Origin of the sequence: Thioalkalivibrio sp. ALE25 (assembly GCF_000377285.1) — a bacterium.
Taxonomy (GTDB): domain Bacteria; phylum Pseudomonadota; class Gammaproteobacteria; order Ectothiorhodospirales; family Ectothiorhodospiraceae; genus Thioalkalivibrio.
Genome location: NZ_KB897929.1, coordinates 24,687 through 47,854, shown reverse-complemented (window position 1 = coordinate 47,854; position 23,168 = coordinate 24,687). Strand labels below are relative to the sequence as shown.

The 23,168-nt window shown below is 68.7% G+C and carries 20 protein-coding genes; 4 read left to right on the top strand and 16 right to left on the bottom strand.

The window, feature by feature from the left end; translation table 11 throughout:
- Positions 1–2: 2 nt before the first annotated feature.
- From C996_RS0105295 to C996_RS0105255, 9 genes are all read right to left on the bottom strand, one after another.
- The gene (locus tag C996_RS0105295) at positions 3–2,693 is read right to left on the bottom strand and encodes a nitrate reductase (RefSeq protein ID WP_018866411.1); all 2,691 of its coding nucleotides are present in this window, start codon (positions 2,691–2,693) and stop codon (positions 3–5) included.
- Between the two features lies 1 nt (position 2,694).
- Positions 2,695–3,066 (bottom strand): nitrite reductase small subunit NirD, encoded by a 372-nt coding sequence (nirD, locus tag C996_RS0105290; protein ID WP_018866410.1) that lies wholly within the window; start codon positions 3,064–3,066, stop codon positions 2,695–2,697.
- Positions 3,063–5,543, bottom strand: a complete 2,481-nt coding sequence (nirB, locus tag C996_RS0105285) for a nitrite reductase large subunit NirB (RefSeq protein ID WP_018866409.1) — start codon at positions 5,541–5,543, stop codon at positions 3,063–3,065. The genes nirD and nirB overlap by 4 nt, the downstream gene beginning before the upstream one ends.
- Positions 5,543–6,343, bottom strand: coding sequence for an ABC transporter ATP-binding protein (locus tag C996_RS0105280; RefSeq protein WP_018866408.1), 801 nt, complete (start codon positions 6,341–6,343; stop codon positions 5,543–5,545). The genes nirB and C996_RS0105280 overlap by 1 nt, the downstream gene beginning before the upstream one ends.
- Before the next feature lie 25 nt (positions 6,344–6,368).
- Positions 6,369–7,304, bottom strand: coding sequence for a nitrate ABC transporter permease (gene ntrB / locus C996_RS0105275; RefSeq protein ID WP_018866407.1), 936 nt, complete (start codon positions 7,302–7,304; stop codon positions 6,369–6,371).
- A 48-nt stretch (positions 7,305–7,352) separates the two neighbouring features.
- Complete coding sequence (locus C996_RS0105270) at positions 7,353–8,657, bottom strand: CmpA/NrtA family ABC transporter substrate-binding protein (RefSeq protein WP_018866406.1); 1,305 nt, start codon at positions 8,655–8,657, stop codon at positions 7,353–7,355.
- 479 nt (positions 8,658–9,136) lie between these two features.
- Positions 9,137–10,450 (bottom strand): nitrate regulatory protein, encoded by a 1,314-nt coding sequence (locus C996_RS0105265; protein WP_018866405.1) that lies wholly within the window; start codon positions 10,448–10,450, stop codon positions 9,137–9,139.
- Positions 10,451–10,578: 128 nt separating this feature from the next.
- Complete coding sequence (locus C996_RS0105260; protein WP_017941855.1) at positions 10,579–10,935, bottom strand: DsrE family protein; 357 nt, start codon at positions 10,933–10,935, stop codon at positions 10,579–10,581.
- 90 nt (positions 10,936–11,025) lie between these two features.
- Complete coding sequence (locus tag C996_RS0105255; protein ID WP_026279213.1) at positions 11,026–11,268, bottom strand: hypothetical protein; 243 nt, start codon at positions 11,266–11,268, stop codon at positions 11,026–11,028.
- A 303-nt stretch (positions 11,269–11,571) separates the two neighbouring features.
- Between C996_RS0105255 and C996_RS0105250 the strand changes: the two genes are divergently transcribed.
- Positions 11,572–12,129 (top strand): TMEM165/GDT1 family protein, encoded by a 558-nt coding sequence (locus C996_RS0105250; RefSeq protein ID WP_018866403.1) that lies wholly within the window; start codon positions 11,572–11,574, stop codon positions 12,127–12,129.
- On the opposite strand, the gene C996_RS0105245 is transcribed toward C996_RS0105250, so the two are convergent.
- The 6 genes from C996_RS0105245 to C996_RS0105220 all read right to left on the bottom strand — a co-directional run bounded on the left by C996_RS0105245 (position 12,064) and on the right by C996_RS0105220 (position 19,682).
- Entirely contained in the window at positions 12,064–12,840 is a 777-nt protein-coding gene (locus C996_RS0105245) for a TVP38/TMEM64 family protein (RefSeq protein ID WP_018866402.1), read from the bottom strand. The genes C996_RS0105250 and C996_RS0105245 overlap by 66 nt on opposite strands.
- Positions 12,841–12,845: 5 nt before the next feature.
- Positions 12,846–14,228 carry a replication-associated recombination protein A gene (locus tag C996_RS0105240; RefSeq protein ID WP_018866401.1) on the bottom strand — a complete coding sequence of 461 codons (1,383 nt, stop codon included), beginning with the start codon at positions 14,226–14,228 and terminating at the stop codon, positions 12,846–12,848.
- Positions 14,229–14,499: 271 nt separating this feature from the next.
- Positions 14,500–15,159: an outer membrane lipoprotein chaperone LolA gene (lolA, locus tag C996_RS0105235; RefSeq protein ID WP_026279212.1), complete on the bottom strand. Its 660-nt coding sequence runs from the start codon at positions 15,157–15,159 to the stop codon at positions 14,500–14,502.
- A gap of 135 nt (positions 15,160–15,294) precedes the next feature.
- A complete protein-coding gene (locus C996_RS0105230) occupies positions 15,295–17,628 on the bottom strand; it encodes a DNA translocase FtsK (RefSeq protein ID WP_038035675.1) in 2,334 nt (777 codons plus the stop codon).
- Between the two features lie 60 nt (positions 17,629–17,688).
- The gene (locus C996_RS0105225; protein WP_018866398.1) at positions 17,689–18,444 is read right to left on the bottom strand and encodes a DUF429 domain-containing protein; all 756 of its coding nucleotides are present in this window, start codon (positions 18,442–18,444) and stop codon (positions 17,689–17,691) included.
- Positions 18,441–19,682: a methyltransferase domain-containing protein gene (locus C996_RS0105220; RefSeq protein ID WP_026279210.1), complete on the bottom strand. Its 1,242-nt coding sequence runs from the start codon at positions 19,680–19,682 to the stop codon at positions 18,441–18,443. Before C996_RS0105220 ends, C996_RS0105225 begins: the two co-directional genes overlap by 4 nt.
- Before the next feature lie 74 nt (positions 19,683–19,756).
- On the opposite strand from C996_RS0105220, the gene C996_RS0105215 reads away from it, so the two are divergent.
- The 3 genes from C996_RS0105215 to C996_RS0105205 are packed head-to-tail and all read left to right on the top strand — an operon-like array spanning position 19,757 to position 21,609.
- Complete coding sequence (locus C996_RS0105215; protein WP_018866396.1) at positions 19,757–20,881, top strand: transporter substrate-binding domain-containing protein; 1,125 nt, start codon at positions 19,757–19,759, stop codon at positions 20,879–20,881.
- 28 nt (positions 20,882–20,909) lie between these two features.
- Complete coding sequence (locus C996_RS0105210) at positions 20,910–21,239, top strand: hypothetical protein (RefSeq protein ID WP_018866395.1); 330 nt, start codon at positions 20,910–20,912, stop codon at positions 21,237–21,239.
- 25 nt (positions 21,240–21,264) lie between these two features.
- Positions 21,265–21,609: a hypothetical protein gene (locus tag C996_RS0105205; RefSeq protein ID WP_018866394.1), complete on the top strand. Its 345-nt coding sequence runs from the start codon at positions 21,265–21,267 to the stop codon at positions 21,607–21,609.
- 7 nt (positions 21,610–21,616) lie between these two features.
- Here the strand turns inward: C996_RS0105205 and C996_RS0105200 are convergent, their stop codons facing one another.
- Positions 21,617–23,161, bottom strand: coding sequence for a BCCT family transporter (locus C996_RS0105200; protein ID WP_018866393.1), 1,545 nt, complete (start codon positions 23,159–23,161; stop codon positions 21,617–21,619).
- Positions 23,162–23,168: the final 7 nt, after the last annotated feature.

The window sequence follows — 23,168 nt, the reverse complement described above, 5'->3', positions numbered from 1 at the left end:
GCTTATCCCTCCCGCGCCACGGGGTTCGTGGGCACCTCGGCTTCTTCATTCAACAGGGTCTGGATCTCGGGTCGGCAGGAGCCACAGTTGGTCCCCGCCTCGAGGGACGCACCCACGGCCTCGCAGGTGGCCAGCCCCTGCTCGCGGATCGCGGCTCGGATTCGCGTCTCGTCCACGCCGAAGCAGGCACACACCATGCGCCCGCGCGCGACCTGCCCGTTCGGCGGTCGCCCGGTCAGGAGCGCCATGCGCTCGGTATCGCTGATGGTCTCGGCCGCGAACAGGCCCGCCAGCCACTCGCGCTCGGGCAGGCCCCGGTCGGGACCCGCGAACAGCACGCAGGCGAGCCGGCCCTCGTGGATCCGCGCGGCGCGGTAGCGGCCCCCGGCGGGATCGGCGAACTCCAGCCATTCCCCCGGCCCGTCCAGGCGTTCGCGCCACGCATCCATCGTGGGCGGTGCGCCCCGCCCGGCCAGTTCGATGCGCAGGTGCCGGGGACCACGGGCGGTGACCGCATAGTCGGCTGCGGGCGCAGCGACCGGCTCGCGGCTCAGCACGAAGCCGTGCCAGTCCAGCGCCGCCGGGCACACGGCCACAGCCGTGTGCTTGAACGCCGGCTGACCGGAGACCGGGTCGACATGCGCGGGCACCAGCGCATCGACCCGGGCGAGCCGCGCGATCGGCCGGCTCCAGTGCATGGGCACGAACACGCTGCCCGGGCGCTGCTCGCGGCTCACCTGTACCCGCGCCAGCAGGCGTCCGTGGCGACTGGTCACCTCGGCGAGATCGCCGGCCTGGACCCGGAACAGCCCGGCATCCACCGGATGGATCTCGACGAACGGCTCCGGCTGATGCGCACTCAAGCGCGGGGTGCATCCCGTACGGGTCATGCTGTGCCACTGGTCACGGATGCGGCCGGTGTTCAGGCGCAGCGGATAGTCGGCAGCGACGGGGTCGGTCGGGGCCTGCGGAGTCACGGCCGCGAGCCGCGCCCGGCCATTGGCGGTGAAGAAACGGCCATCGGCATAGAGGTGTTCGGCGCCCGTCCGACTCCCCGCCGGCAGCGGCCACTGCACCGGCTCCAGGGCCTCGTACTCGGCGTCGGACAGCCTGGCCAGTGCGCCGATGTCGAAGTCGCGCGTGCCGTGGTTCTCGAAGGCGGACAGCGCCGCATGCTCGCGGAAGATCTCGCCCGGATGGGTATAGGGAAAGGCGTCGGCGAAACCCAGCCGCTGCGCGACTCGGGCCAGCGCCCACCAGTCGTGGCGGGCCTCGCCCGGGGGCGCCCGGAACGGGCGCTGGCGCGAGATGCGGCGCTCGGAGTTGGTTACCGTGCCGTCCTTCTCGCCCCAGGTGGTCGCCGGCAGCAGGACGTCGGCCACCCGCGTGGTCTCGGTCTCGCGCACGCAGTCGGAGACCACGACCAGCGGGCATTCGGCCAGGGCCTGCTCGAAGCGCGCGGCCTCGGGCAGGCTGAACAGCGGATTGGTGCCGATGATCCAGACCGCCTTCACCTGCCCCGACTCGACCGCGCGGAACAGGTCCAGCGCCTTCAGCCCCGGCTGGCGGGCGAGATTCGGCGCGCCCCAGAAACGCCCGACCCGGTCCAGGGCCGCGTCGTCGAAGCCCATATGCGCGGCCAGCTGGCTGGCCAGTCCGCCGACCTCGCGCCCGCCCATCGCGTTCGGCTGGCCGGTCAGCGAGAACGGGCCCATGCCCGGGCGCCCGATGCGGCCGGTGGCCAGGTGGACGTTGAGGATCGTCCCGGCCTTGTCCACGCCGCTGTCGGACTGGTTGATGCCCTGGCAGAAGGCGGTCACGGTGCGTTCGGTACGGGCAAACCACTGGAAGAACGTCGCCACCGCCTCCGGCTCCAGCTCGCAGGCCTCGGCGGTCGCGGCGATCGACGGGCTGGAGGCCCGCGCGGCCGCCAGGGCATCGGCAAAGCCGTCGACGTGGCGCTCCAGGAAGCCGGGGTCCAGCGCATCCTCCCGGCGCAGGTGGTCCAGCAGGCCGTTGAACAGCCAGGCATCCGTGCCCGGCGCCAGCGGCAGGTGCAAGTCGGCCGCCTGGGCGGTGGCCGTGCGCCGCGGGTCGATCACCACCAGCTTCATCCCGGGCCGCGCCGCGCGGGCGGCCTGCAGGCGCTGGAACAGGACCGGGTGGGCCCAGGCCATGTTGGAGCCCGTCACCACGACCAGATCGGCCTGCTCGAGGTCGGTATAGCTCCCCGGCACGCCATCCACCCCGAAGGCGCGGGTATGGGCGGCCACGGCCGTGGACATGCAAAGCCGGGAGTTGGTGTCGATATTGGCCGAGCCGATGAAGCCCTTCATCAGCTTGTTGGCGACATAGTAGTCCTCGGTCAGGATCTGCCCGGAGACGTACAGCGCGACCGCATCCGGCCCGTGCGCCGCGATAGTCTCGCGAAAGCCGTTCGCCACATGATCCAGCGCGGCCTCCCAGTCGACACGCCGCCCGCCGATCTCCGGGTGGAGCAGCCGGCCCTCGTCGCCGAGGGTCTCGGCCAGTGCCGCGCCCTTGGAGCACAGGCGCCCGGCATTCGCCGGATGGGCGGGATCGCCGCGCACCGCGACCGGAAACTCGCCTTCCGGCGTCGCGGTCACCTCCACGCCGCAGCCCACCCCGCAGTAGGGGCAGGTGGTGCGGGTCACCGGCTCGGCCGTGGCCATCTCAGCCCGCCTCGCGGCAGGCGACGAGCACCGCAGCGGTATCGTCCGCGGAGTCGCCCGTGGCGCCGGAGAGATCCAGCCACACCTGACCGTCGGTCACCCGGATCGGGAAGGCATGGGTGCAGCCGCTATCCGCGCCGGTGGCCTCCCCGGACTGCAGGTCGATCACCCAGTTGTGCAGCGGGCAGGTCACGCGCTCGCCGTGGACGATGCCCTGCGACAGCGGCCCGCCCTTGTGCGGGCACTGGTCGCGCAGGGCAAACACGCGGTCATCGGCGGTGCGGAACACGGCGATGTCGCCGTTCGGGCCCGCCACTACGCGCGCGCCCAGCGACGGGATGTCCTCGAGCGGACAGATCGCGAGCCAGCTCATGCCGACACCCCCTGGCGCGGGGCCGCGTCCACCGGCTTGATAGGGATAAACTCGTGCGCCGCATGCCCGGCGGCCCGCTCGGCCCAGGGGTCCACCTGCGCCACTTCCTGCGACTCCAGGAAGCGGGCGTACAGCGCGGCGCGGTTCTCGGCGTCGTCCACCAGGCGTTCCTTCACGCGGGTCAGCCCGACGCGCTCGATCCACGGGGCGGTGCGCTCCAGGTAGCGCGCGTCTTCGCGATAGAACTGCATGAAGGCCCCTGCGTATTCGAGCACCTCGGTCTCGGTTTCCACCTTGCAGAGGAAGTCGGTGGCGCGGACCTTCACCCCGCCGTTGCCGCCCACGTGCAGCTCGTAGCCCGAGTCCACGCAGACCACGCCCAGGTCCTTGATCGTCGCCTCGGCGCAGTTACGCGGACAGCCGGAGACCGCCATCTTGAACTTGTGCGGGGTCCAGGAGCCCCAGGTCATCCGTTCCAGCTGGATGCCGAGGCCGGTGGAGTCCTGAGTGCCGAAACGGCACCACTCGGAGCCGACACAGGTCTTCACCGTGCGCAGGGCCTTGCCGTAGGCATGGCCGGAGACGAACCCGGCCGCGCCAAGATCGCGCCACATCGCCGGCAGATCGGGCTTCTTCACCCCCAAAAGGTCGATGCGCTGGCCGCCGGTAAACTTGACCGTAGGCACCTGGTAGCGCTCGGCCACCTCGGCGATCGCGCGCAACTCGGCCGGGGTGGTTACCCCGCCCCAGATGCGCGGTACCACCGAATAGGTGCCGTCCTTCTGGATGTTGCCGTGGGCACGCTCGTTGATGAAGCGCGACTGGGCGTCGTCCTGGTAGTCCTTCGGCCAGGCCGCCAGCAGGTAGTAGTTGAGCGCCGGGCGGCAGACATGGCAGCCGTTCGGGGTCTTCCAGTCGAGGGCCTCGAACACCGCGTCCATGGTCTTCAGCCCGTCGCGGCTGATCGCCGCGCGCACCTCGTCGTGGCTGTAGTCGGTGCAGGCGCAGACCGGCTTTTTCGCCGGGGCGTCGGAGTAGTCGCCGCCCAGCGTGGTGGCGAGCACGGACTCCACCAGCCCGGTGCAGGAGCCACAGGAGTTCGACGCCTTGGTGTGGGCGCGCACGTCCTCCAGCGTGAACAGCTTGTGCTCGCTGATTGCCTGGACGATCTCGCCCTTGCACACGCCGTTGCAGCCGCAGATCTCGGCCTCGTCGGGCATCGCCGCGACCCGCGAGGCCTCGTCGCCGTGGCCGGAGTCACCGATATGCGCCTGGCCGAACAGCAGGTTCTCGCGGATGTCGGCCACCGGCGTGGCATCGCGCATCAGCTGGAAGTACCAGGAGCCGTCCAGGGTATCGCCGTACAGCACCGCCCCCTGGATCCGGTTGTCCTTCAGCACCAGGCGCTTGTAGACGCCGCGCGCGGCATCCTTGAACACCAGGTCCTCGGTGGTCTCGTCGCCGGTGAAGTCGCCGGCAGAGAACAGGTCGATCCCGGTCACCTTCAGCTTGGTGGAGGTCATCGAGCCCTCGTAACGCCCGATGCCGTACTCGGCCAGGTGGTTGGCGCAGACCTTCGCCTGCTCCCACAGGGGCGCGACCAGGCCGTAGGTGGCGCCGCGGTGCTGCACGCACTCGCCGACCGCATAGATCGACGGGTCATAGGTCTGCATGGTGTCGTTCACCACCACGCCGCGCTCGCAGTGCAGCCCGGCGGACTCGGCCAGCGCGGTGTTCGGGCGGATGCCGACCGCCATCACCACCAGATCGGCATCGACCTCGCTGCCGTCGGTGAAGCGCACGCCGGTGACGCGGTCCTCGCCCAGGATCGTCTCGGTCTGGTGCGCCATGCGAAAACGCATGCCGCGCTGCTCCAGCGAGCCGCGCAGCATCCCGGCGGCCTCGGCATCCAACTGGCGCTCCATCAGGTGATCCATCAGGTGCACCACGGTGACCTCCATGCCCTGGCGCATCAGACCGTTGGCGGCCTCCAGGCCTAGCAGGCCACCGCCGATCACCACCGCATGCCGGTGTGCGCGACTGGCCGCGAGCATCGCGTCCACGTCGTGGATATCGCGGAAGGCGACCACGCCCTCGAGTTCGTGCCCCGGCACCGGGATCATCACCGGGTCGGAGCCGGTCGCCAGCAGCAGGCGGTCATAGGGCGCCTCGGTGCCGTCCTCGGCGATCACCCGCCGGTTTACGCGGTCGATCCGCTCAATGCGCTTGCCCTTGTGCAGGGTGATGCCGCGTTCGGCATACCAGGCATCGTCGTTCAGCATGATCTCGTCGACGGTCTTCTCCGAGGCCAGTACCGGCGAGAGCATGATGCGGTTGTAGTTGCCCCAGGGCTCGGCACCGAACACGGTGATGTCGTACATGTCCGGCTTGAGCTTCAAAAGCTCCTCGACCGTGCGCATTCCGGCCATGCCGTTGCCGATCAGGACCAGCCGCGGCTTGTCGTTCGCGGTATCCATCACGCGGCCTCCGACTCGGGGTTCTTGTGGCGCTCGTGGAGAAAGCGCAGCACCTCGGCCCGGTAGTGGTTGTAATCGGCGTTGTCGGCCATCGCCAGGCGCTCGCGCGGCTTCGGCAGGTCGATCTCCAGAATCTCGCCGATGGTCGCCGCCGGGCCGTTGGTCATCATCACGATGCGGTTGGACAGCAACACCGCCTCGTCCACGTCGTGAGTGACCATCAGCACGGTATTGCCCAGCTCCGACTGGATGCGCATCACCTCGTCCTGCAGGTGCGCCCGGGTCAGCGCGTCAAGCGCGCCGAAGGGTTCGTCCATCAGCAGGACCTTCGGCTCCATCGCCAGCGCCCGGGCGATGCCCACGCGCTGCTTCATGCCGCCGGAGATCTCGTCCGGGCGCTTGTCCAGCGCGTGGCTCATGCCGACCATATCCAGCGTCTGCAGGATCCACTCGCGGCGTTCGGCGGCGGACTTGGTGCCCTTGAAGGTCTTGTCCACCGCCAGCGCCACGTTGTCGCGCACGGTCAGCCAGGGCAGCAGGGAGTGGTTCTGGAACACGACACTGCGATCCGGACCCGGCTTGCTGACCTCCTTGCCATCCAGGATCACCGCGCCGGTGCTGGTCTCCAGCAGCCCGGCGACGATGTTGAGCACCGTCGACTTGCCGCAGCCGGAGTGGCCGATGATGGAGATGAACTCGCCGCGGTCCACGTGCAGGTCGACGTCGCGCAGCACCTCGGTGGCCGTCGGGCCTTCGCCAAAGGTCTTGTGGACGTGTTCGATGGAGAGATAGCTGGTCATGATGATTCTCCTGTGAGGGGCCGGATCAGCCGGCCTGCGTGCCGCGGGTGACCCATTTGCCGACGATCGCGACCAGGCGGTCGAGGAAGAACCCGACCAGGCCGACGTAGACCAGGGCCAGCACGATGTCGCTGAGCATGGAGGCGTTCCAGGCATCCCAGATAAAGAAGCCGATGCCGACCCCGCCGATCAGCATCTCGGCGGCGACGATCGCCAGCCAGGCGAGGCCGATGCCGATGCGCAGACCGGAGAAGACATACGGCGCGGCGGCCGGGAGCATGATCTTGGTGAAGTACTCAAGACCGTTCAGGCGCAGCACGCGGGCCACGTTCACGTAGTCCTGCGAGATGTTCCGGATGCCGACCGAGGTGTTGATGATGATCGGCCAGATCGCGGTGATGAAGATCACGAAGATGGCCGACGGGTTGCTGGCCTGGAACGCGGCCAGGGAGATCGGCAGCCAGGCCAGCGGCGGTACAGTGCGCAGTACCTGGAACAGCGGGTCCAGCCCGCGCATCGCCCAGGTGGACTGGCCGACCAGCACGCCGAGACCGATCCCGGCCACCACCGCCAGGGCATAGCCGTAGGCCACACGTTCCAGGCTGGCAAGCAGCTGCCAGGCCATGCCCACGTCGTTGCCACCGTGGTCATAGAACGGATTGACGATCAGTTCCCAGGTGTCGGTGATCACCTGACTCGGGCCGGGCAGTACGGCTCCCTGGGAGGACGTCATCATTTCCCACAGAAACAAAAAAATCGCGGTCACGATCACCGGGGGCAGCACCACGGTGGCCGCGTGGCGCATACGCCGGCCCCAGAGCCCGGGGTCGGGCGGCGGGGCACCGCCGGACCGGGCCGACGGCGGGGCCGAGCGGGCCACCGGGGCCGTGGAGGTCTCCGCGGCCGCCGGGCGTTCGCGCCCGGCGCCGAAGGTCATGTTGCGATCGAGAATGGCACTCATCATCGAATCCTCTTGAATCGTCTGTGCAGGTGTCGGCGGGCCACCGCGTCAGGACGCGATCGCCTTGATCTCCAGGCTGTCGAGGTAGGCCTGCGGGTCTTCCGGGTCGAAGACCTTGCCGTCGAAGAACGTTTCCTGGCCGCGCGAGGTGGATTCGGGGATGTCGGCCGAATCGATGCCAAGCGTGTCGGCCGCCTCGCGCCAGATATCCTCGCGGTTGACCTCGTCTACCAGGGCCTGCATGTCGAGATCCGGCGGCAGGTAACCCCAGCGGATGTCCTCGGTAAGGAACCACAGGTCGTGGCTCTTGAAGGGATAGGAGGCCTGGTCCTTCCAGTAGCGCATCTGGTCGGGGTGGTCCTCGACCACGCGGCCGGTGCCGTAGTCGAAGTTCCCCTGCATGCGATCGATGATGTCGGCGTACGGGGCGTGGATGTAGCGCCGGCGCGAACAGATCTCGGCGACCTCTTCCTTGTTCGCCGGATCCTCGCAGTACATCTGCGCCTCCATTACCGCCATTGTCAGGGCGCGGGCCGCATTCGGATTGGCTTCCACCCAGTCCGCGCGCATCCCCAGCGCCTTTTCCGGGTGGTTGTGCCAGAGCTCGCCGGTGGTGTTCGCGGTGTAGCCGATGCCCTGGTTGATCAGCTGCATGTTCCAGGGCTCGCAGACACAGAAGGTGTCCATGGAACCGACGCGCATGTTGGCGACCATCTGCGCCGGCGGGACGACGATGGTGGCGATGTCGCGATCCGGGTCGATCCCACCGGCGGCCATCCAGTAGCGGATCCACAGGTCATGGGTCCCGCCGGGAAAGGTCATCGCCGCGCGGATGTCGTCACCGCCGGCGGCCTTCTCGGCCAGCGCGCCCTTGAACTCGGTAGTGTCGGTCCCGACCTTCAGGTCCGCGTATTCGTCGCCCACCGAGATGCACTGCCCGGCCAGGTTCAGCCGCGCGAGGATCGTCATCGGCGTGCCACGGCGGTGGATCAGGTAGGGCATCGGCGTCAGGATGTGCGAGCCATCGATACCGCCGCGGCGCGAGCCCAGTTCCAGGTTGTCGCGCACCGTGCCCCAGGAGGACTGCTTCAGCACCTGCACGTCGGGCATGCCATGGGCGGCGAAGAATCCCTTCTCCAGCGCGACGAACAGCGGCGCGGCGTCGGTCAGGGCGATAAAGCCCAGCTTCGCCTCGGTCGTCTCCGGCTTGCCGTTGCCGGCCTTCGCATAGCCCCACGGCGCGGCCCCGGAAACACCCAGCGCGGTCGCGCCGATCCCGGCGGCCATGCCGCCCAGGAAACGCCGGCGCGACAGGCCGGAGGTCTTTTTCGTGTCATTCGTGTGATCGGTCATTGCGGGTTCACTCCCCTTGTCAGCAAACACATCCCAAAAACGAAAAAAGGCGTCGCATCAGCCCGGCCGCGTTTGCAGCCGGGTGATGGACGCCTTTGTCCAGTCCCGTGGGAGGCCCGGTCGTCGGGTCTCCCTGTTGTCAGGCGACGAACCGCCGTTGGCTCGTCTTGCCGGTATTCCTGCAGGAGGTGTGCCAATTAGCCGTTGCTAATCGACCCCGCCAGAAACAATCGCGCCATGGCGCGGGAAAATCGGATGGTTCGCCGTATGGAGTCGAACGCTTTCGGAAAACCCGGCGCCCGGGAGACGATCCGCAAGGCACCAGACTGGGGCGCGCTTGCGGTGCAGATGAACCGCGCTGGTGCACTACCTGTAGGAGCCGCCCTGGCGGCGAAGCCCCTGCCAGTCGCGGACACTGGCAGGGGCTTCGCGGGCAAGCCCGCTCCCACAGGGCCGGCATCCATTTCCCGGGGAGTTAGCTACAGGCCGCCCTTTCCCAGCAGATCGGACATCGCGACGGTCGCCTCGGCGACCTCGGCCAGGCGCCGGTTCTGGTTCATCGCCGTCTGGCGCAGGAGCTTGTAGGCCTGATCCTCGCTGAGGCCGCGGTGCTGGATCAGCAGCGCCTTGGCACGCTCGATGGTCTTGCGCTCGGCCAGGGCCTGGCGTGCCGCATGCAGCTCGTCCTCCACCGACTGCAGCCGGGCCGCCTGGCGCTGCACCAGGTCCATCACCGAGTGTCCGACGATGGGTACGTTGAGTGCGGCATCGCCCTGCTCCTGCGCGGGCTCCAGGCCCTCCGGCGCGCCGAAGAACACCGCATACGGGACGCTGTCGCGCAGTTCCGACTCGGCGAGTTGCGCGACCCGGTCACGCACCGCGCCGAGGTCCGCGCGATCCGCCGTGATGCGTGCCGAGCAGCACTCGTTCAGGTGCATCTCCAGCAGATCCTCGATCTCCTTCATCGCGTCGATGCGCGCGGTGGTACAGGCAAACCATTCCTCGGCCCGGGCGGGGTCGTGGTGCCCGGAAGCCTCGGTACAGGCCCGACGGCGAAGGCGCTCGATGTCGGCGGCGAAGGCCGCCGTCTGCAGCTCGCGCCAGGCGGCACAGGCCGCCGGTGCCGCGAACTCGGAGAAGATGCGGAACGCCCGTTCCTGGGCATCGATCCGATGGACCAGCGCCTGGCGCAGTTCGGGCTCGAAGTTCGCGGCGCCAAACCCGGCGGCCCCGATCGCGCGCTCCTGCCCTGCCAGTTCCTTGCCCTGCATGAAGTTCAGCAGGGCCACCAGGGCCCGCGAGACCTCGGGATCGGTCGCCGAATCCGCAGCCTCGAACACCAGGGCCATCAGGGCGCGAATCAGCTCGCTGAAGCCGCGGGTCGAGTCCATCGGGCTCAGGGTCAGCTCCAGGACCTCCTCGCGCAGGCTGCCCAGGCCGGACAGGCCATGCAGCGCCAGCGCCATGCGCCCCAGCAGCCGACTGCGGCCATGGGCGCAGGCGTCCGGGGCCAGCCAGCCATCCAGGTGCTCGCGGAACGCGGCCGCGGCGGCGTCCGATTCGGCCCGGTACTGCTCCAGTTCGCGGGTATAGCGCTGGCCGCCGGACCCGATCCAGAGGCTGGAGGCCCCGCGCTCGCGCTGCAGGGCATGCACCAGCGCGCGGATGCGCCCGACCAGCTGCACCGCCTCCAGCAGGCGCTCCAGGCTCACCACCTCGCACTTGCGCGAGGCGACCAGGAAATCGCCAATGGACTCTTCGAGGGAAAAATTCGGGGATGTGTTCTGGGTCATGCTCGTCGTCCGTGAATCACTCCCGGAACAAACAAGCATGCGATGTGCCAGTTCGACCGACTGACAGCGGGGGGTACAAGCAAAAACGGGCGGGGCATCACGCCCCGCCCGCGGAACGGCCCGGCCGATCAGAAGCTCATGGAGCGGTCGAACTCGGCGACGGCCTGGACGTAGTGGCCCATGCCGGCCATCTCGGCGTTCGGGAGGAAGTTGTGCTCGCCGACGTCGCGACCCTTGGCGCAGGCCTCGCAGGCCCAGAACGGGACGCCTTCACTCACCAGCGAATCCACGATGTCCTTCATTGCCGGCATGTTGTGGCCAACGATCTTGTCGTACACGTTGCGGTTGGCGATGTTCACGGCCTCGCCTTGCAGCCAGACGGTCACATCGTGGCCCTGCTGCTTGGCCACATTGGCGGCAATCATGCCAAGCGTGGCGCGGGTCGGGTCGTCGGTACCGGCGGTGACGGCAACAATAAAGCGCATGGGAGTCTCCCGGGGTTGAAAAGGTGCGAAAACGGTAGCGGCCGGTGATCGCGGCGTCGATTTCCCACAAGCGGCGGGGAAACACTCGGGTCAGGGGGTGCCGCGGGCCGTGACGCTGTTGCGGTAGAGCTTGAAGGCCATAAACAGCCACGGTGTGGCGTGGAGGACCAGGTCAAGAATGTCCGGTAGCCGCGTCAGCTCACCGGCGAACAGCCAGCGCAGTTTCTCCGCAACATGCGGCTCGGGGGTCCAGGGGGCCAGGCCGACGGTCGCAACCAGCAGGGCAAACAGCCACAGGGGTGCGCGATCGACCCAGTGAACGAAGGTTTTCATCGCGCGCATGCTACCCAAGCCTCGTCAGCGCCGCAGCCCGGAGCCGCGATCGTCCTTGCCCGCGCGGACCGGGATGACTAGAATCCGGCCAGCTTCAGGGGAGTAGCGACCCGGGTGGCCTGGCCTCACCGGGGTCTGCATCAACAGATTCGATCCTCCGCCCGGAGGACCGTGGTGCAGACAGCCCCGCCGCCGATGCGGCACCGGGCCCCGCGAGACCTGTGGCATGGCGCCCCGATCCGTGGCCGGGTGGGTGGTGCGATGTCACGTGTCTTGCCCACCCACCCGGCCCGGAAGACCGTCATGGAAGCCCTGCTCGTCTCTACCGTCATCGTCGCCATCGCCGAGATGGGCGACAAGACCCAGCTCCTCGCCCTGCTCCTGATCTGCCGCTACCAGCAGACCTGGCCCATCATCTGGGGCATCGTGGTGGCCACGCTGGCCAATCACTTCCTGGCCGCGCTGGTGGGCGTGTGGATCGGCGCCAGCATCCCGGAGGACTGGCTGCGCTGGGGTCTGGGGATCGGGTTCATCGTGATGGCCGCCTGGGTACTGGTCCCGGATGGCGAGGACGAGCTGCCGGCCGCGTCGAAACACGGCGTGTTCTGGACCACCACGGTGCTGTTCTTCCTGGTCGAGATGGGCGACAAGACCCAGGTCGCCACCGGCGCGCTGGCCGCGACCTTCGACAGCCTGATCCTGGTCGTGATCGGCTCGACCATCGGCATGGTGCTCGCGAATGCCCCGGTGGTGTGGCTGGGCCAGCGCTTCGCCTGCCACCTGCCCCTGCGGCTGTTACGCGCGCTCGCCGCCCTGCTGTTCCTCGCCCTGGGCATCGGGGTCCTGCTCGCCTGGGTCTGAGGGAGACACTGAAGTCATTGGCGCCTCGGTGTGCAGTGTCTTCTGGCCCAGCCAGATGCGGCGCACCAGGCGCGGCAGCAGCAACAGCAGCGCCAGCACCGCGAGCAGGGCCAGCCCCAGCTGGACCCCGCTGTCGGCGCCACTGGCCATCTCCCGGGTGGCGTGCCCCAGCCAGGCATAGGCGAACAGGCTGGGGATCAGGGCCAGCATGGTGGTCAGCGCGAAGACCGGCAACGGCAGACGCACCAGTCCCAGGGCGTAGTTCGTCGGCGCGAACGGAAACACTGGCACCAGACGGGTCAGGGCCACAACCCGCCAGCCCTCGGCCTCCACATCGGCGCGCAGCCGCGTGCTACGCGGGCCCATGCGCGGGGCCAGCCAGGGCTGCAGCCAGGTACGCGCCAGCAGGAAGGCAATGACCGCCGCCAGGGTCGCTGCCAGCAGGCTGAGGGCGGCGCCGGTGAAGGGGCCGAACAACGCCCCGCCCAGCAGGATCCAGAAGGTACTGGGCAGCGGGAACAGGGCCAGCAGCATGAAGGCCAGCACGAACACCAGATAGGCACCCGCACCCCAGCCCCGCAGCCAGGCCTCCACCTCGCCCAGCGGGAAGCCAAGGCTCGGCCACTCGGTGGTCAGCAGGATCCACGCCAGCGACACGCCGAACAGGATCGCCGCCACCGTCAGCCACCGCTTGTGATGCCGGATGCGCAACCCGGTCAGCCCTCCGCGCCGGGGTTTCCGCCCGCGTCGTGCAGACGGTCCAGGCGCTCCGCCAGCGCGCGCTCGGTGCCGTCCCGGCGCGGGCTGTAGAAGCGCGCGTCTTCCAGACCCTCCGGCAGGTAGACCTGCCCGCGGGCGAAGCCATCGGGCTCGTCGTGATCGTAGCGGTACCCGGCCCCGAAGCCTTCCGCGCGCATCAGCTCGGTCGGCGCGTTGCGCAGATGCAGCGGCACGCCCGGGCTCCCGGTCTCGCGGATCGCCGCGCGCGCCTGGTTCAGCGCAACGTAGGCACTGTTGCTCTTGGGTGCGGCGGCCAGTTCGATCACCGCCTGCACCAGCGCCAGGTCACCCTCCGGCCGGCCCAGGCGTTCCAGGGTCTGCCAGGCCGCCAGCACCCGCGCGCCCAGCCCCACCGCGGCCAGGCCGATGTCCTCGTAGGCCATGCGCAGCAGCCGCCGACCCAGGTAGTCCGGGTCGCAGCCGGCATCCAGCATGCGCGTCAGCCAGTACACCGCCGCGTTGGGGTCGGAACCGCGCACCGACTTGTGCAAGGCGGAGATCTGGTCGTAGAAGGCATCGCCCTGGCGGTCGAAGGCCAGGGACTGCGCGCCCATGACCGCGCGCAGGGCGTCTCCGGTAATCGCCCCGTCGCGGGCCAGGTCGGAGGCGGTCTCCAGCCAGTTCAGGGCACGCCGGGCATCCCCGTCCGCGGCCCGCGCCAGGCGCTGACGCTCCTCCGCATCCAGTGTCAGGCCGCGGCCGCCCAGGCCCCGCTCCGGATCCTCCAGGGCGCGCTCGATCAGGGACTCGACCGCTTCCGCCCCCACCGCCTCCATGCGGTAAACCCGCGCCCGCGACAGCAACGCGCTGTTCAGGGCGAACGACGGATTCTCCGTGGTCGCGCCCACGAAGGTCAGCGTGCCGTCCTCGATATGCGGCAGCAGCGCATCCTGCTGGCCCTTGTTGAAGCGATGGATCTCGTCGATGAACAACAGCGTGCCGACCCCATTGCGCCGGCGCGCCTTCGCGGACTCCACAACCGCACGAACGTCCTTCACCCCGGCCAGTACGGCGGACAGCGTCACCAGTCGCTGGGCGCCGGCCGCCGCCACCAGCCGCGCCAGCGTGGTCTTGCCGCAGCCGGGCGGGCCCCACAGGATCATGGAGGGGGTCTGGCCCTGCTCGATCGCCTGGCGCAGGGCGGCATCCGGACCGACCAGGTGATCCTGGCCGACCATCTCGTCCAGCCGCGCCGGACGCATGCGTTCGGCCAGCGGCGCGGTCGGGTCGGGGCCAGCCGGGGGCGGCTCCGGTTCGGGTTCGGGCGACGCCATGTCCGGATCCGGACCGAACAGATCGCCTTCGGGGGAATCGCTCATGGCGCGATTGTAACGCCTCGGGGGAAAGACCCCTTAGTCACTACGAAGCGCCCGAATATAGGCAAGGGCGATTCACAGGAAGATGGGAAGGTTCGAAGATTGATGGGGCCGTGGCGCGGTGCCGTGACCCATGAACGGGGAACCACGTAAACGTTGTAAACGTTCTGCTACCACGTTTCCCCCAAGAACCCTTCCCACCTTCCTGCCTTCCTGTAAATCGCCCTTGGTTTTTCGTGCCTTGCGCAGAGGACCAAGCGCGGACGGGACGTGTTTACGGGCGGTAGATGTCGGTGCCGGAGGGTGGGTCGAAGGTGAAGATGGCCGGGTCGAGGTCGGCGTTGCGCTCGGTCTCGTGGAAGCGGATAACGGTCTCCTGGCCGAAGATGTCGCGGAAGGCCATGCGGGTCAGATCCCCCTCCGCGGTCAGGTCCAGGTCCAGGCTGGTGAAGTCGGCCTGCTCGTTGCGCGGCACCAGCACCAGGCGCAGGGCGTCACCATCCGGCACCGGCTGCAATGACATGCGGAAGTGTTCGTCGAGGCGCTCCGGCTGAGTGATCGCGGCGATCGGGGTCGCATCGAAGGCATCGCCCAGCGGGCGCACCGTGGCCTGCGACAGGTCCGGGTCGTACATCCACAGGTCCTGGCCGTCGGAGACGATGGTCTGCGGGAACGGCTCGGTCACCTCCCAGTGCAGGCGGTTGGGCATGCCCAGCTGCATGCGCCCGTCGGACTCCTGCAGCACGTACCCCGTGTCGTCGCGCACCGTCTGGGTGAACACGGCGGAGAAGCTCTCCAGCCCGTCGACAAAGCGATCCAGCGCGGCGCGGGCATCCGCGGCGGGCGTGCGGTCAGCCGCCTGCACGGCGCCGGCGAACAGCACGGTCGAGACGACCACGGCCACCAGCAAGCGGGGAAGAAGACGAACGTTCATGCAAGCTCCGGAAGGATGGTTGACCTCATCCTGCGCCCGGTCGCTTAACCGGGCGTGAATGTATCGTTCGGGGATGGCGCACCACGTCACCGATCGGGAACATGGACCCTGTCGCTGCGCCGGGGTTCAAGGTGCTCAGTCGTTCGGCCCGGGCACCAGGACCTCACGGTTACCATTCGACTGGACGGGGCTGACCAGGCCGGCGGCCTCCATGTCCTCGACCATGCGCGCAGCGCGGTTGTAGCCGATCTTGAGGCGCCGCTGGACGAACGAGATCGAGGCCTTGCGTGACTCGATCACTACCTGCACCGCCTGATCATACAGCGGATCCGACTCGCTCTCGCCCCCCTCGGGCGACTCCAGCCCAGGGATGCTGGCCGCCCCCGCCTCGGGCTCCTCGAGGATCGACTCGTTGTAGTCCGGCTCGCCGGTGGACTTCAGGTACTCGACCACCTGATGTACCTCGTTATCCCCGACGAAGGCACCATGCACGCGCTCCGGCATCGCCTTGCCCGGCGGCAGGTAGAGCATGTCGCCGTGGCCCAGCAGGTGCTCGGCCCCCATCTGGTCGAGGATGGTGCGCGAATCCACCCGCGAGGACACCTGGAAGGCGATGCGGGTCGGGATATTCGCCTTGATCAAGCCGGTGATGACGTCCACCGACGGACGCTGGGTCGCCAGGATCAGGTGGATACCGGCGGCGCGGGCCTTCTGCGCCAGGCGCGCGATCAACTCCTCGACCTTCTTGCCGACCACCATGATCATATCGGCAAACTCGTCGACCACGATGACGATAAACGGCAGCGGCTCCAGTTCCGGCGCCTCGGTCTCGGTAATCGCTTCCTCGGGCTTGAACAGCGGATCCTTCAGGGGCTCGCCGGCGGCCTGGGCATCACGCACCTTCTTGTTGTAGCCGCCGATGTTGCGCACGCCCATTGCCGACATCAGCTTGTAGCGCCGCTCCATCTCCGCCACCGCCCAACGCAGGGCGTTGGAGGCGTCCTTCATGTCGGTCACGACCTCGCACAGCAGATGCGGGATGCCCTCGTACACGGACAGCTCCAGCATCTTCGGGTCGATCAGGATCAGCCGGACCTCGTCCGGAGTCGCCTTGTACAGCAGCGACAGCAGCATGGCGTTCACGCCCACCGATTTGCCGGAACCAGTCGTCCCGGCCACCAGCAGGTGCGGCATCTTCGCCAGATCCGCCATCACCGGGGCGCCGCCGATATCCTTGCCCAGCGCCATGGTCAGCGGCGACTTGTTCGAATCGAACAGGTCGGAGCGCAGGATCTCGGAGAGCGCCACGATCTCGCGATTCTCGTTCGGGATCTCCAGGCCCACCGTGGACTTGCCCGGGATCACCTCGACGATGCGCACCGCCATCACCGACAGCGAACGCGCCAGGTCGGTGGACAGCCCGGAGATACGCGAGGCCTTGACCCCGGCGGCCGGTTGCAGCTCGAAGCGCGTAATCACGGGGCCCGGCTGCACCGCGACCACCTCGACCTCCACGCCGAAATCCTTCAGCTTCAGCTCGACCAGCCGCGACAGCGCCTGCAGCGACTCCTCCGAAAAACCTTCGGGCGGCGGTGGCGGCTCGTCCAGCAGCGACAGCGGCGGGTGCGGATCGGCCCCGCTGCCCTCGGTGAACAGCGGAACCTGCTTCTCCTTCTGCACGCGCGGGCTGGGCGGCGGCGTCTCGATGCGCGGCTCTACCCGCGACGGCGGCCGCTTCTCGGTGCGCTTGCGCTCCTTCTCCACCCGCGTCTCGCGCTCGGCGCGCTCGCGGGCGCCAATACGCCGGTCACGGGCCGAGTCGATCGCCGCACGGGTACGCTCCCAACCGCGCACGGCCAGCTGGCCAAGGCGGTCCATCAGCAGGAACCAGGATAGCCCGGTGAACAGGGTCACCCCCGCCAGGAACAGCGCCAGCAGGACCAGCGTGCCACCCACCAGGCTCAACCCGGCGACCGCCCAGCCACCGAACAGGTCACCGAGGATGCCGCCGGCATGCACCGGCATGCCGCCCGGCATCAGGTGCAGCGCGGCCAGCGCCGAACCGGCGATCAGCGCCACGATCAGCGCCAGGCCACGCACAGTCAGCTCCATCGGGCTGGCGATCTGCGCCTCGCGGCGATGCCGGAACAGCCACCAGCCAATGCCGGCGACCGCCAGCGGGATCAGGTAGGCCAGATAGCCCAGCAGGTGAAAGGCGATATCCGCGAACCAGGCCCCGGTAGTACCGCCGAGATTGCGCAGGCCCTCGCCGTCGCCGGTGGTCGACCACGCCGCATCGCCGGGGTGATAGCTGGCCAGCGCCACCAGCAGATAGAGCGCCAGCATGCCGAAGATCAGCAGCGCGCCCTCGCGCAGCCCGCGCAGCAGCTGCCCGCTCAGGCTCGGCGGGGCCACCGGCTCCGCCGTCTTCTTCCCCTTGCCCCCGGTCTTGGCCTTGCTTGCGGCCATGCACTCCCCACTGGTCAGGCCCGCGCCGCGGGCAACTCGAATCATCGCGCAGTTTACCGGTTAAACCGGCGTTCGTGGGCGCGCCCGGCCCGGGCTGCGAACCGGTTCCGGGTCGGCGGACCAGATCCATCCCTCGCGCGCGGCGATCGCGGCCTCGTCTGCCGTCGGCGCCACCGCCTGCCCGTCCAGAAAATCGGCCCCGGCGAGCACGCACAGCACGGCATCCACCACATCGTCAGTGACATCGTCCAGGTCCGGCACGGGCACCTCGAAGGACCCCGGCAGCCGGGCTCGGACGTCGACCCGAGTCTCCCAGCCTCGGACCTTGCGCAAGGCGGCCGGATACACCTCGATCGCGGTCGAATCGGCAATCGGCCCGGCCACCCTGGGCAGCGGAAGCGACTGCCCGCTGTGGTCGCGCAGGGCCTGCAACAGGTTGACCGCCGCCAGCGCGGTGCGCGCGATGAAGTTCGCCCCCACCTCCAGCGGGCGTTTGCCAAGGCGCTCCCGGATCACCCGGTCTGTATGACGGTGGAACATTGCATCGGCGTGCGCCGCGATGCCCGCCCCGGCCTGGTGCCCGGCCAGCTCGCTTGCCAGGCTCGATGGCCAGCCAAGCGGCGCATCCAGGCACAGCAGAACGGGCTCCGGCGTATCCATCCAGCCGCCCAGGATCGCGGCGGGCGGTTCAGTCGGGGATGCGCGCCGTGCCGCCTCCAGACGCAGAACCCCGCCGGACCAGCGGGCCAGAGCCAGGCCCGTCTTGCGTGGCTGGGTCGCACAATCGACGCCGATGATGCGGACGGTGCCGCTCACGGCCGCCGGCCCCAGACCGCGAACACCGGATCGGCATGCCCCAGTCGCCCGGCATACGGGTCGTCCGGGGGTCTCGGCAGCCCACGCAGGGAGAAGGTCGACAGATCCACGAAGCCGGCGCGCAGAAAGACGTCGAGGACCAGCCCCATGCGCTCGAAGTCGTACAGCGGCTCCCAGGCCGCGATCGCCTTGGTCGGAAAGCAGCGATCGGAGAACGTGACCATGAACACCCCGTCCGGGCGCAGCACCTCGCGTACCGCGCGGAACACCGCCTCGGGCTGCGTCAGGTATTCGACCGACGCGGTACAGACCACGGCATCGAAGCTCGCCGCCGCATACGGCAGTTCCGGACGGAGGTTCAGGTCGTGCACCAAGGATGACGTCAGCCGGGGGTTGTCCGCCAGTTCCTCGGCGTTCATGCCCAGCCCGATCACGGCTTCCGGTGCCTCGACCCGGTCCAGGTGGGACTCCCAGCTGCTCATCAGGTCGAGCACCCTAGCGCCTGGCGGGATGCAGGCGCCATACAGCGCGGCGATCTCGGCCCGCGCGGTCGCGTCCAGGTGGTGCACCCGGCGCGGCGCGGCATAGAACACCGCATCGGACTCCGGGTCCTCGCGCCCCAGCGCCCCGTCGACCCAGAAATCAGTCGGCCGTCCACGCCAGCGGGCCTGCATGCCCGGCCCGCGGGCCGTCAGCAGCCGGGCGACATCCACCGCCCGCTCATCGTCACGCCCAACCTCGTGGCGCGCCATAACCCGCGCCTGCAGCCGCAGGTCGTGCCCTGCCAGCGGATGATTCAGATCCGCCACCAGGTGATCACCCTCCAGCGCCCCGATCCGGAACAGCTCGCGATCCCCGGCCTCGATCCCCGCATGACCGGCAAGGAACGCACGCGGGTAGAAACGCCCCGCACGGGGCTCCACCCGGCGATGCCGGCGCAGGTCCCGGTTGAATGCCGACGCCGGGAGCTCCAGCACGCGATCGGGCTCCCCTTGCGGAACCAGGGCCGCGGCGGCCTCGCGGGAGGCCTTGTGCGCCGCCCCCGCGCCCCACCCGCGCAGGGCGGCCCCGAGATCGCCCGGCCAGCGGTCCCGTTCCGGCTCCAGCCACGGCAGGAACAGACACTCCCGGTGACGGGCCTCGGCACTCACCCAGTCCAGCGTGAAGCCGACATCCACAGCCATTCCCTGCGTCGGTCGCGCTTCACTGTTATTCGGATTGGCGAATGGATCCCGCATGAACACCCTCCCGTAGACTGCCTCGTTGACGATCTTACGGTTATGGTACGGGCAAGCCCCCACCGGATGTCCGCATGCCCCGCACCCTCTGCTCGCCCCCGTTTGTGTCGCTGCTGGCCGGCGCAGTGTTCGTGTTCGCCACGTTGCTGAGCCTGCCGTCCGCTCAGGCCGAGGGAGATGGGGCCCGCGGCATCGGCGCCGATTCGACCCTGCGCGTGGGGACGCGCTTCGTGCCACCGTTCGTGATTGCGCCGGAGGAGCCGGGCGCCGCTCCTTCCGGCATTGCCATCGAACTGTGGGAGCGGGTCGCGGAACGCATGGAACTGGACTCCAACTACCGGGAGACCAGCCTCGAGGGACTCATCGAGGGCCTGGGGAATGACCGTATCGATATCTCGGTCGCGGCCCTAACCGCGACCGCTGAACGCGCCGAACGGGTCGACTTCACCCATCCGTACTACAGCACCGGGCTGTCGATTGCCGTGCCCCAGCAGGGCAACCCGGTCGCCGGGGCCCTGCGCGCGTTCATCTCCATACCTTTCCTGATGGTCATCCTCGCGCTCTCCGGACTGCTCCTGCTGGTGGGTGCGCTGCTGTGGCTGTTCGAACGCCGGCGCAACGCTGACGAGTTCGGCGGCAGTGCCGCACAAGGGCTCGGCTCCGCGTTCTGGTGGGCCGCCGTGACCATGACCACGGTGGGCTATGGCGACAAGGCCCCGCGCACCCTGCCCGGCCGCGCGATTGCGCTGGTCTGGATGTTCGCGGCGCTGATCCTGGTCTCCACCTTCACCGCCGCCATTGCGACCACGCTGACGGTCAGCTCGCTGGATACCGGCATCCAGAATGTCTCCGACCTGGAGGGCCAGCGCATCGCCACCATCGGCGGCTCCAGTGCCGCCGCCTGGCTGGACGACCAGGGCTTTGCCTACCGTGACCATGCGGACCTCGCCACCGCACTGGGCGCAGTCGCCGAGGGCCGGGCCGACGCCATGGTCTACGACGCTCCGCTGCTGCGCTATCAGGTCCGCGAGCACTTTGCGGGGCAACTGGAGGTCCTGCCGGTCGAGTTTCTGCGCCAGGACTATGCCCTGGCCCTGCCCCAGGGCTCGCTGCTGCGCGCCCCGATGAACGTCGCTATCCTCGAGATTCTGGAATCCGACGAATGGCAGCGCGTGCTGCGGCGCTATCTCGGCAACTGACGGAACCCGTCACGGGGGGGGCAGCATCATGGAGGAGACCTTTCTGATCGCGATCGTCGACCAGAACCGCGAGGAGCAGGCCCTGGCCATCGCCGCCGAGGAAGGCGGCGCGGACGGGGCGGTGATCCAGGGTTCGGGCCTCGGTTTCCCCGAGCACATGACCTTTCTCGGCGTGACCTACCAGGGCAACGAGTCGGTCTGCATCTGGCAGCTGGATACCGCGCGCGCCGAACGCATTGCGCAGCGCCTGAACCTGGAGCTCGACCTGTTCCAGCCCTACAACGGGCTTGCCTTCACCCTGGACGTGAACGCCCTTCAGGGCATGGAGTTCGTCGGCCACCTGACCACCACGCCCTGACGCCCCCGGATACGGAGACTCTGCCATGCAATTCGTTCTGATCGCCGCCGTCATCCCGCGCAGCCTGGCCGACCGCGCGATCGAGATCGTTCAGCGCGACGGGGCCGCCGGCCTGACCCTACTGGATGCCCAGGGCATCGCCCAGCTACGGCGCAACCCGGTCATGGACCTGAAGGACACCTCCGGCCGCAAGGTGCTGCTGATGGTGCTGGAGTCCAGCCTTGCCCGGCGCATGCTGGACCACCTGGACGCGGAACTGGAACTGAGCCGACTGGGCAACGGGTTTGCCGTGACCCTGCCGATCAAGGACATCGCCGGCATCAAGCCGGAACAGATCGAGCACCTGCGCAAGACGCTCGGGAAACACTGAACGCGGCTCAACGCCAGGGCGGCTCCACGCCCTCGACCCGGTACTCGCGGCCCAGCGCGCGCAGCAGGCTGAAGCAGCAGAAGACCAGGATGATTGCCACTGGCAGCCCGGCGGTCAGGGAGCCGGTCTGCAGGCTGTCCAGCGCGCGCTCGCCGCCGACGATCAGCAGCGTCGCGGCCACCGCCCCCTCGGTAATCCCCCAGATCACCCGCTGGCGCTTCGGCGAGTGCTTCGAACCGCGCGAGATCAGTGCATCCACCACGTAGGTGCCGGAGGCCGACGAGGTGATGAAGTAGGTCGCGATCAGCAGGGTCGCCACGCCGGAGGCGATCGTGGTCCAGGGCAGCTGCGCGAGGGTCGCGTACAGGGCCACGGTGGTGTCCTCGGCGACCGCCGCGGCGATGCCCGCGCCGTCGTCGAACAGCTCCATGTGCAATGCAGTGCCGCCGAAGATCGCCATCCAGGCGAACACGAACAGGCTGGGCAGGGCGAGCACGCCGACGATGAACTCGCGGATGGTGCGCCCGCGCGAGATGCGCGCGATGAAGATGCCGACGAACGGCGACCAGGCGATCCACCACGCCCAGTAGAACATGGTCCAGTCCTTCTGCCACTGCGAACCGCCGATGGCGTCGGTGTGCAGGCTGAGCTGGATGATCTGCTGCAGATAACCGCCGGTGGAGTCGAGGAAGAAGCGCAGGATGAACAATGTGGGCCCGGCGATCAGCACGAACAGCATGAAGCTGATCGCCAGCACCAGGTTGAACACGCTGACCCACTTCAGCCCGCGATCCAGCCCGGAGATCACCGACAGCACCGCCACCGCGGTGATCGCGGTAATGATGCCCACCTGCCACCAGTGCGAGACCGGCATGTCGACCAGCACGTTGAGCCCGGTATTGAGCTGCATCGCCCCGAACCCCAGCGAAGTCGCCAGCCCGAACAGGGTGCCGAACACCGCGAGGATGTCGATCACATGCCCGATCGGGCCGTAGATGCGATCCCCCAGCAGCGGGTAGAAGATCGAGCGGATGGTCAGCGGCAGGCGGTGCCGGAAGCTGAAATAGGCGACCGACAGCCCCAGCACCACGTACACCGCCCAGGCGTGCAGCCCCCAGTGGAAAAACGTGTAGACCATCGCCTGGCGCGCGGCCGCGTCGGTCTCGCCATCGCCGGTCGGCGGGTGCTGGTAGTGCAGGATCGGCTCGGCCACACTCCAGAACACCAGCCCGATCCCCATACCGGCGGAGAACAGCATCGCGAACCAGGCAGCGAAACCGAACTCCGGCCGGTCGTCCGGCTGCCCCAGCCGGATCACGCCGTAGCGGCTGAAACCCAGCCAGATCAGGAAGCCGAGGAAAAAGGTCACCACCAGCAGGTAGCCCCAGCCGAGATACTCGGTGATGAAGCCGTGGATGCTGGCGAACACCTCGCTGGCCGTGGCGGGGAAGATCACCCCGAAGGCGACGAACACCACCACCATGATCGCGGAGGCGGTGAACACCGTCGGGTTCACCGTGGCGAAGAAGGCCTCCGGGCGATAGTGGCTCATGCCGCGG

What these genes read in the sequence shown, in the direction of transcription:
- C996_RS0105295 (WP_018866411.1), bottom strand. Translation starts at nt 2,693, where the DNA reads ATGGCCACGGCCGAGCCGGTGACCCGCACCACCTGCCCCTACTGCGGG.
- nirD (WP_018866410.1), bottom strand. Translation starts at nt 3,066, where the DNA reads ATGAGCTGGCTCGCGATCTGTCCGCTCGAGGACATCCCGTCGCTGGGC.
- nirB (WP_018866409.1), bottom strand. Translation starts at nt 5,543, where the DNA reads ATGGATACCGCGAACGACAAGCCGCGGCTGGTCCTGATCGGCAACGGC.
- C996_RS0105280 (WP_018866408.1), bottom strand. Translation starts at nt 6,343, where the DNA reads ATGACCAGCTATCTCTCCATCGAACACGTCCACAAGACCTTTGGCGAA.
- ntrB (WP_018866407.1), bottom strand. Translation starts at nt 7,304, where the DNA reads ATGAGTGCCATTCTCGATCGCAACATGACCTTCGGCGCCGGGCGCGAA.
- C996_RS0105270 (WP_018866406.1), bottom strand. Translation starts at nt 8,657, where the DNA reads ATGACCGATCACACGAATGACACGAAAAAGACCTCCGGCCTGTCGCGC.
- C996_RS0105265 (WP_018866405.1), bottom strand. Translation starts at nt 10,450, where the DNA reads ATGACCCAGAACACATCCCCGAATTTTTCCCTCGAAGAGTCCATTGGC.
- C996_RS0105260 (WP_017941855.1), bottom strand. Translation starts at nt 10,935, where the DNA reads ATGCGCTTTATTGTTGCCGTCACCGCCGGTACCGACGACCCGACCCGC.
- C996_RS0105255 (WP_026279213.1), bottom strand. Translation starts at nt 11,268, where the DNA reads ATGAAAACCTTCGTTCACTGGGTCGATCGCGCACCCCTGTGGCTGTTT.
- C996_RS0105250 (WP_018866403.1), top strand. Translation starts at nt 11,572, where the DNA reads ATGGAAGCCCTGCTCGTCTCTACCGTCATCGTCGCCATCGCCGAGATG.
- C996_RS0105240 (WP_018866401.1), bottom strand. Translation starts at nt 14,228, where the DNA reads ATGAGCGATTCCCCCGAAGGCGATCTGTTCGGTCCGGATCCGGACATG.
- lolA (WP_026279212.1), bottom strand. Translation starts at nt 15,159, where the DNA reads ATGAACGTTCGTCTTCTTCCCCGCTTGCTGGTGGCCGTGGTCGTCTCG.
- C996_RS0105230 (WP_038035675.1), bottom strand. Translation starts at nt 17,628, where the DNA reads ATGGCCGCAAGCAAGGCCAAGACCGGGGGCAAGGGGAAGAAGACGGCG.
- C996_RS0105220 (WP_026279210.1), bottom strand. Translation starts at nt 19,682, where the DNA reads ATGCGGGATCCATTCGCCAATCCGAATAACAGTGAAGCGCGACCGACG.
- C996_RS0105215 (WP_018866396.1), top strand. Translation starts at nt 19,757, where the DNA reads ATGCCCCGCACCCTCTGCTCGCCCCCGTTTGTGTCGCTGCTGGCCGGC.
- C996_RS0105210 (WP_018866395.1), top strand. Translation starts at nt 20,910, where the DNA reads ATGGAGGAGACCTTTCTGATCGCGATCGTCGACCAGAACCGCGAGGAG.
- C996_RS0105205 (WP_018866394.1), top strand. Translation starts at nt 21,265, where the DNA reads ATGCAATTCGTTCTGATCGCCGCCGTCATCCCGCGCAGCCTGGCCGAC.
- C996_RS0105200 (WP_018866393.1), bottom strand. Translation starts at nt 23,161, where the DNA reads ATGAGCCACTATCGCCCGGAGGCCTTCTTCGCCACGGTGAACCCGACG.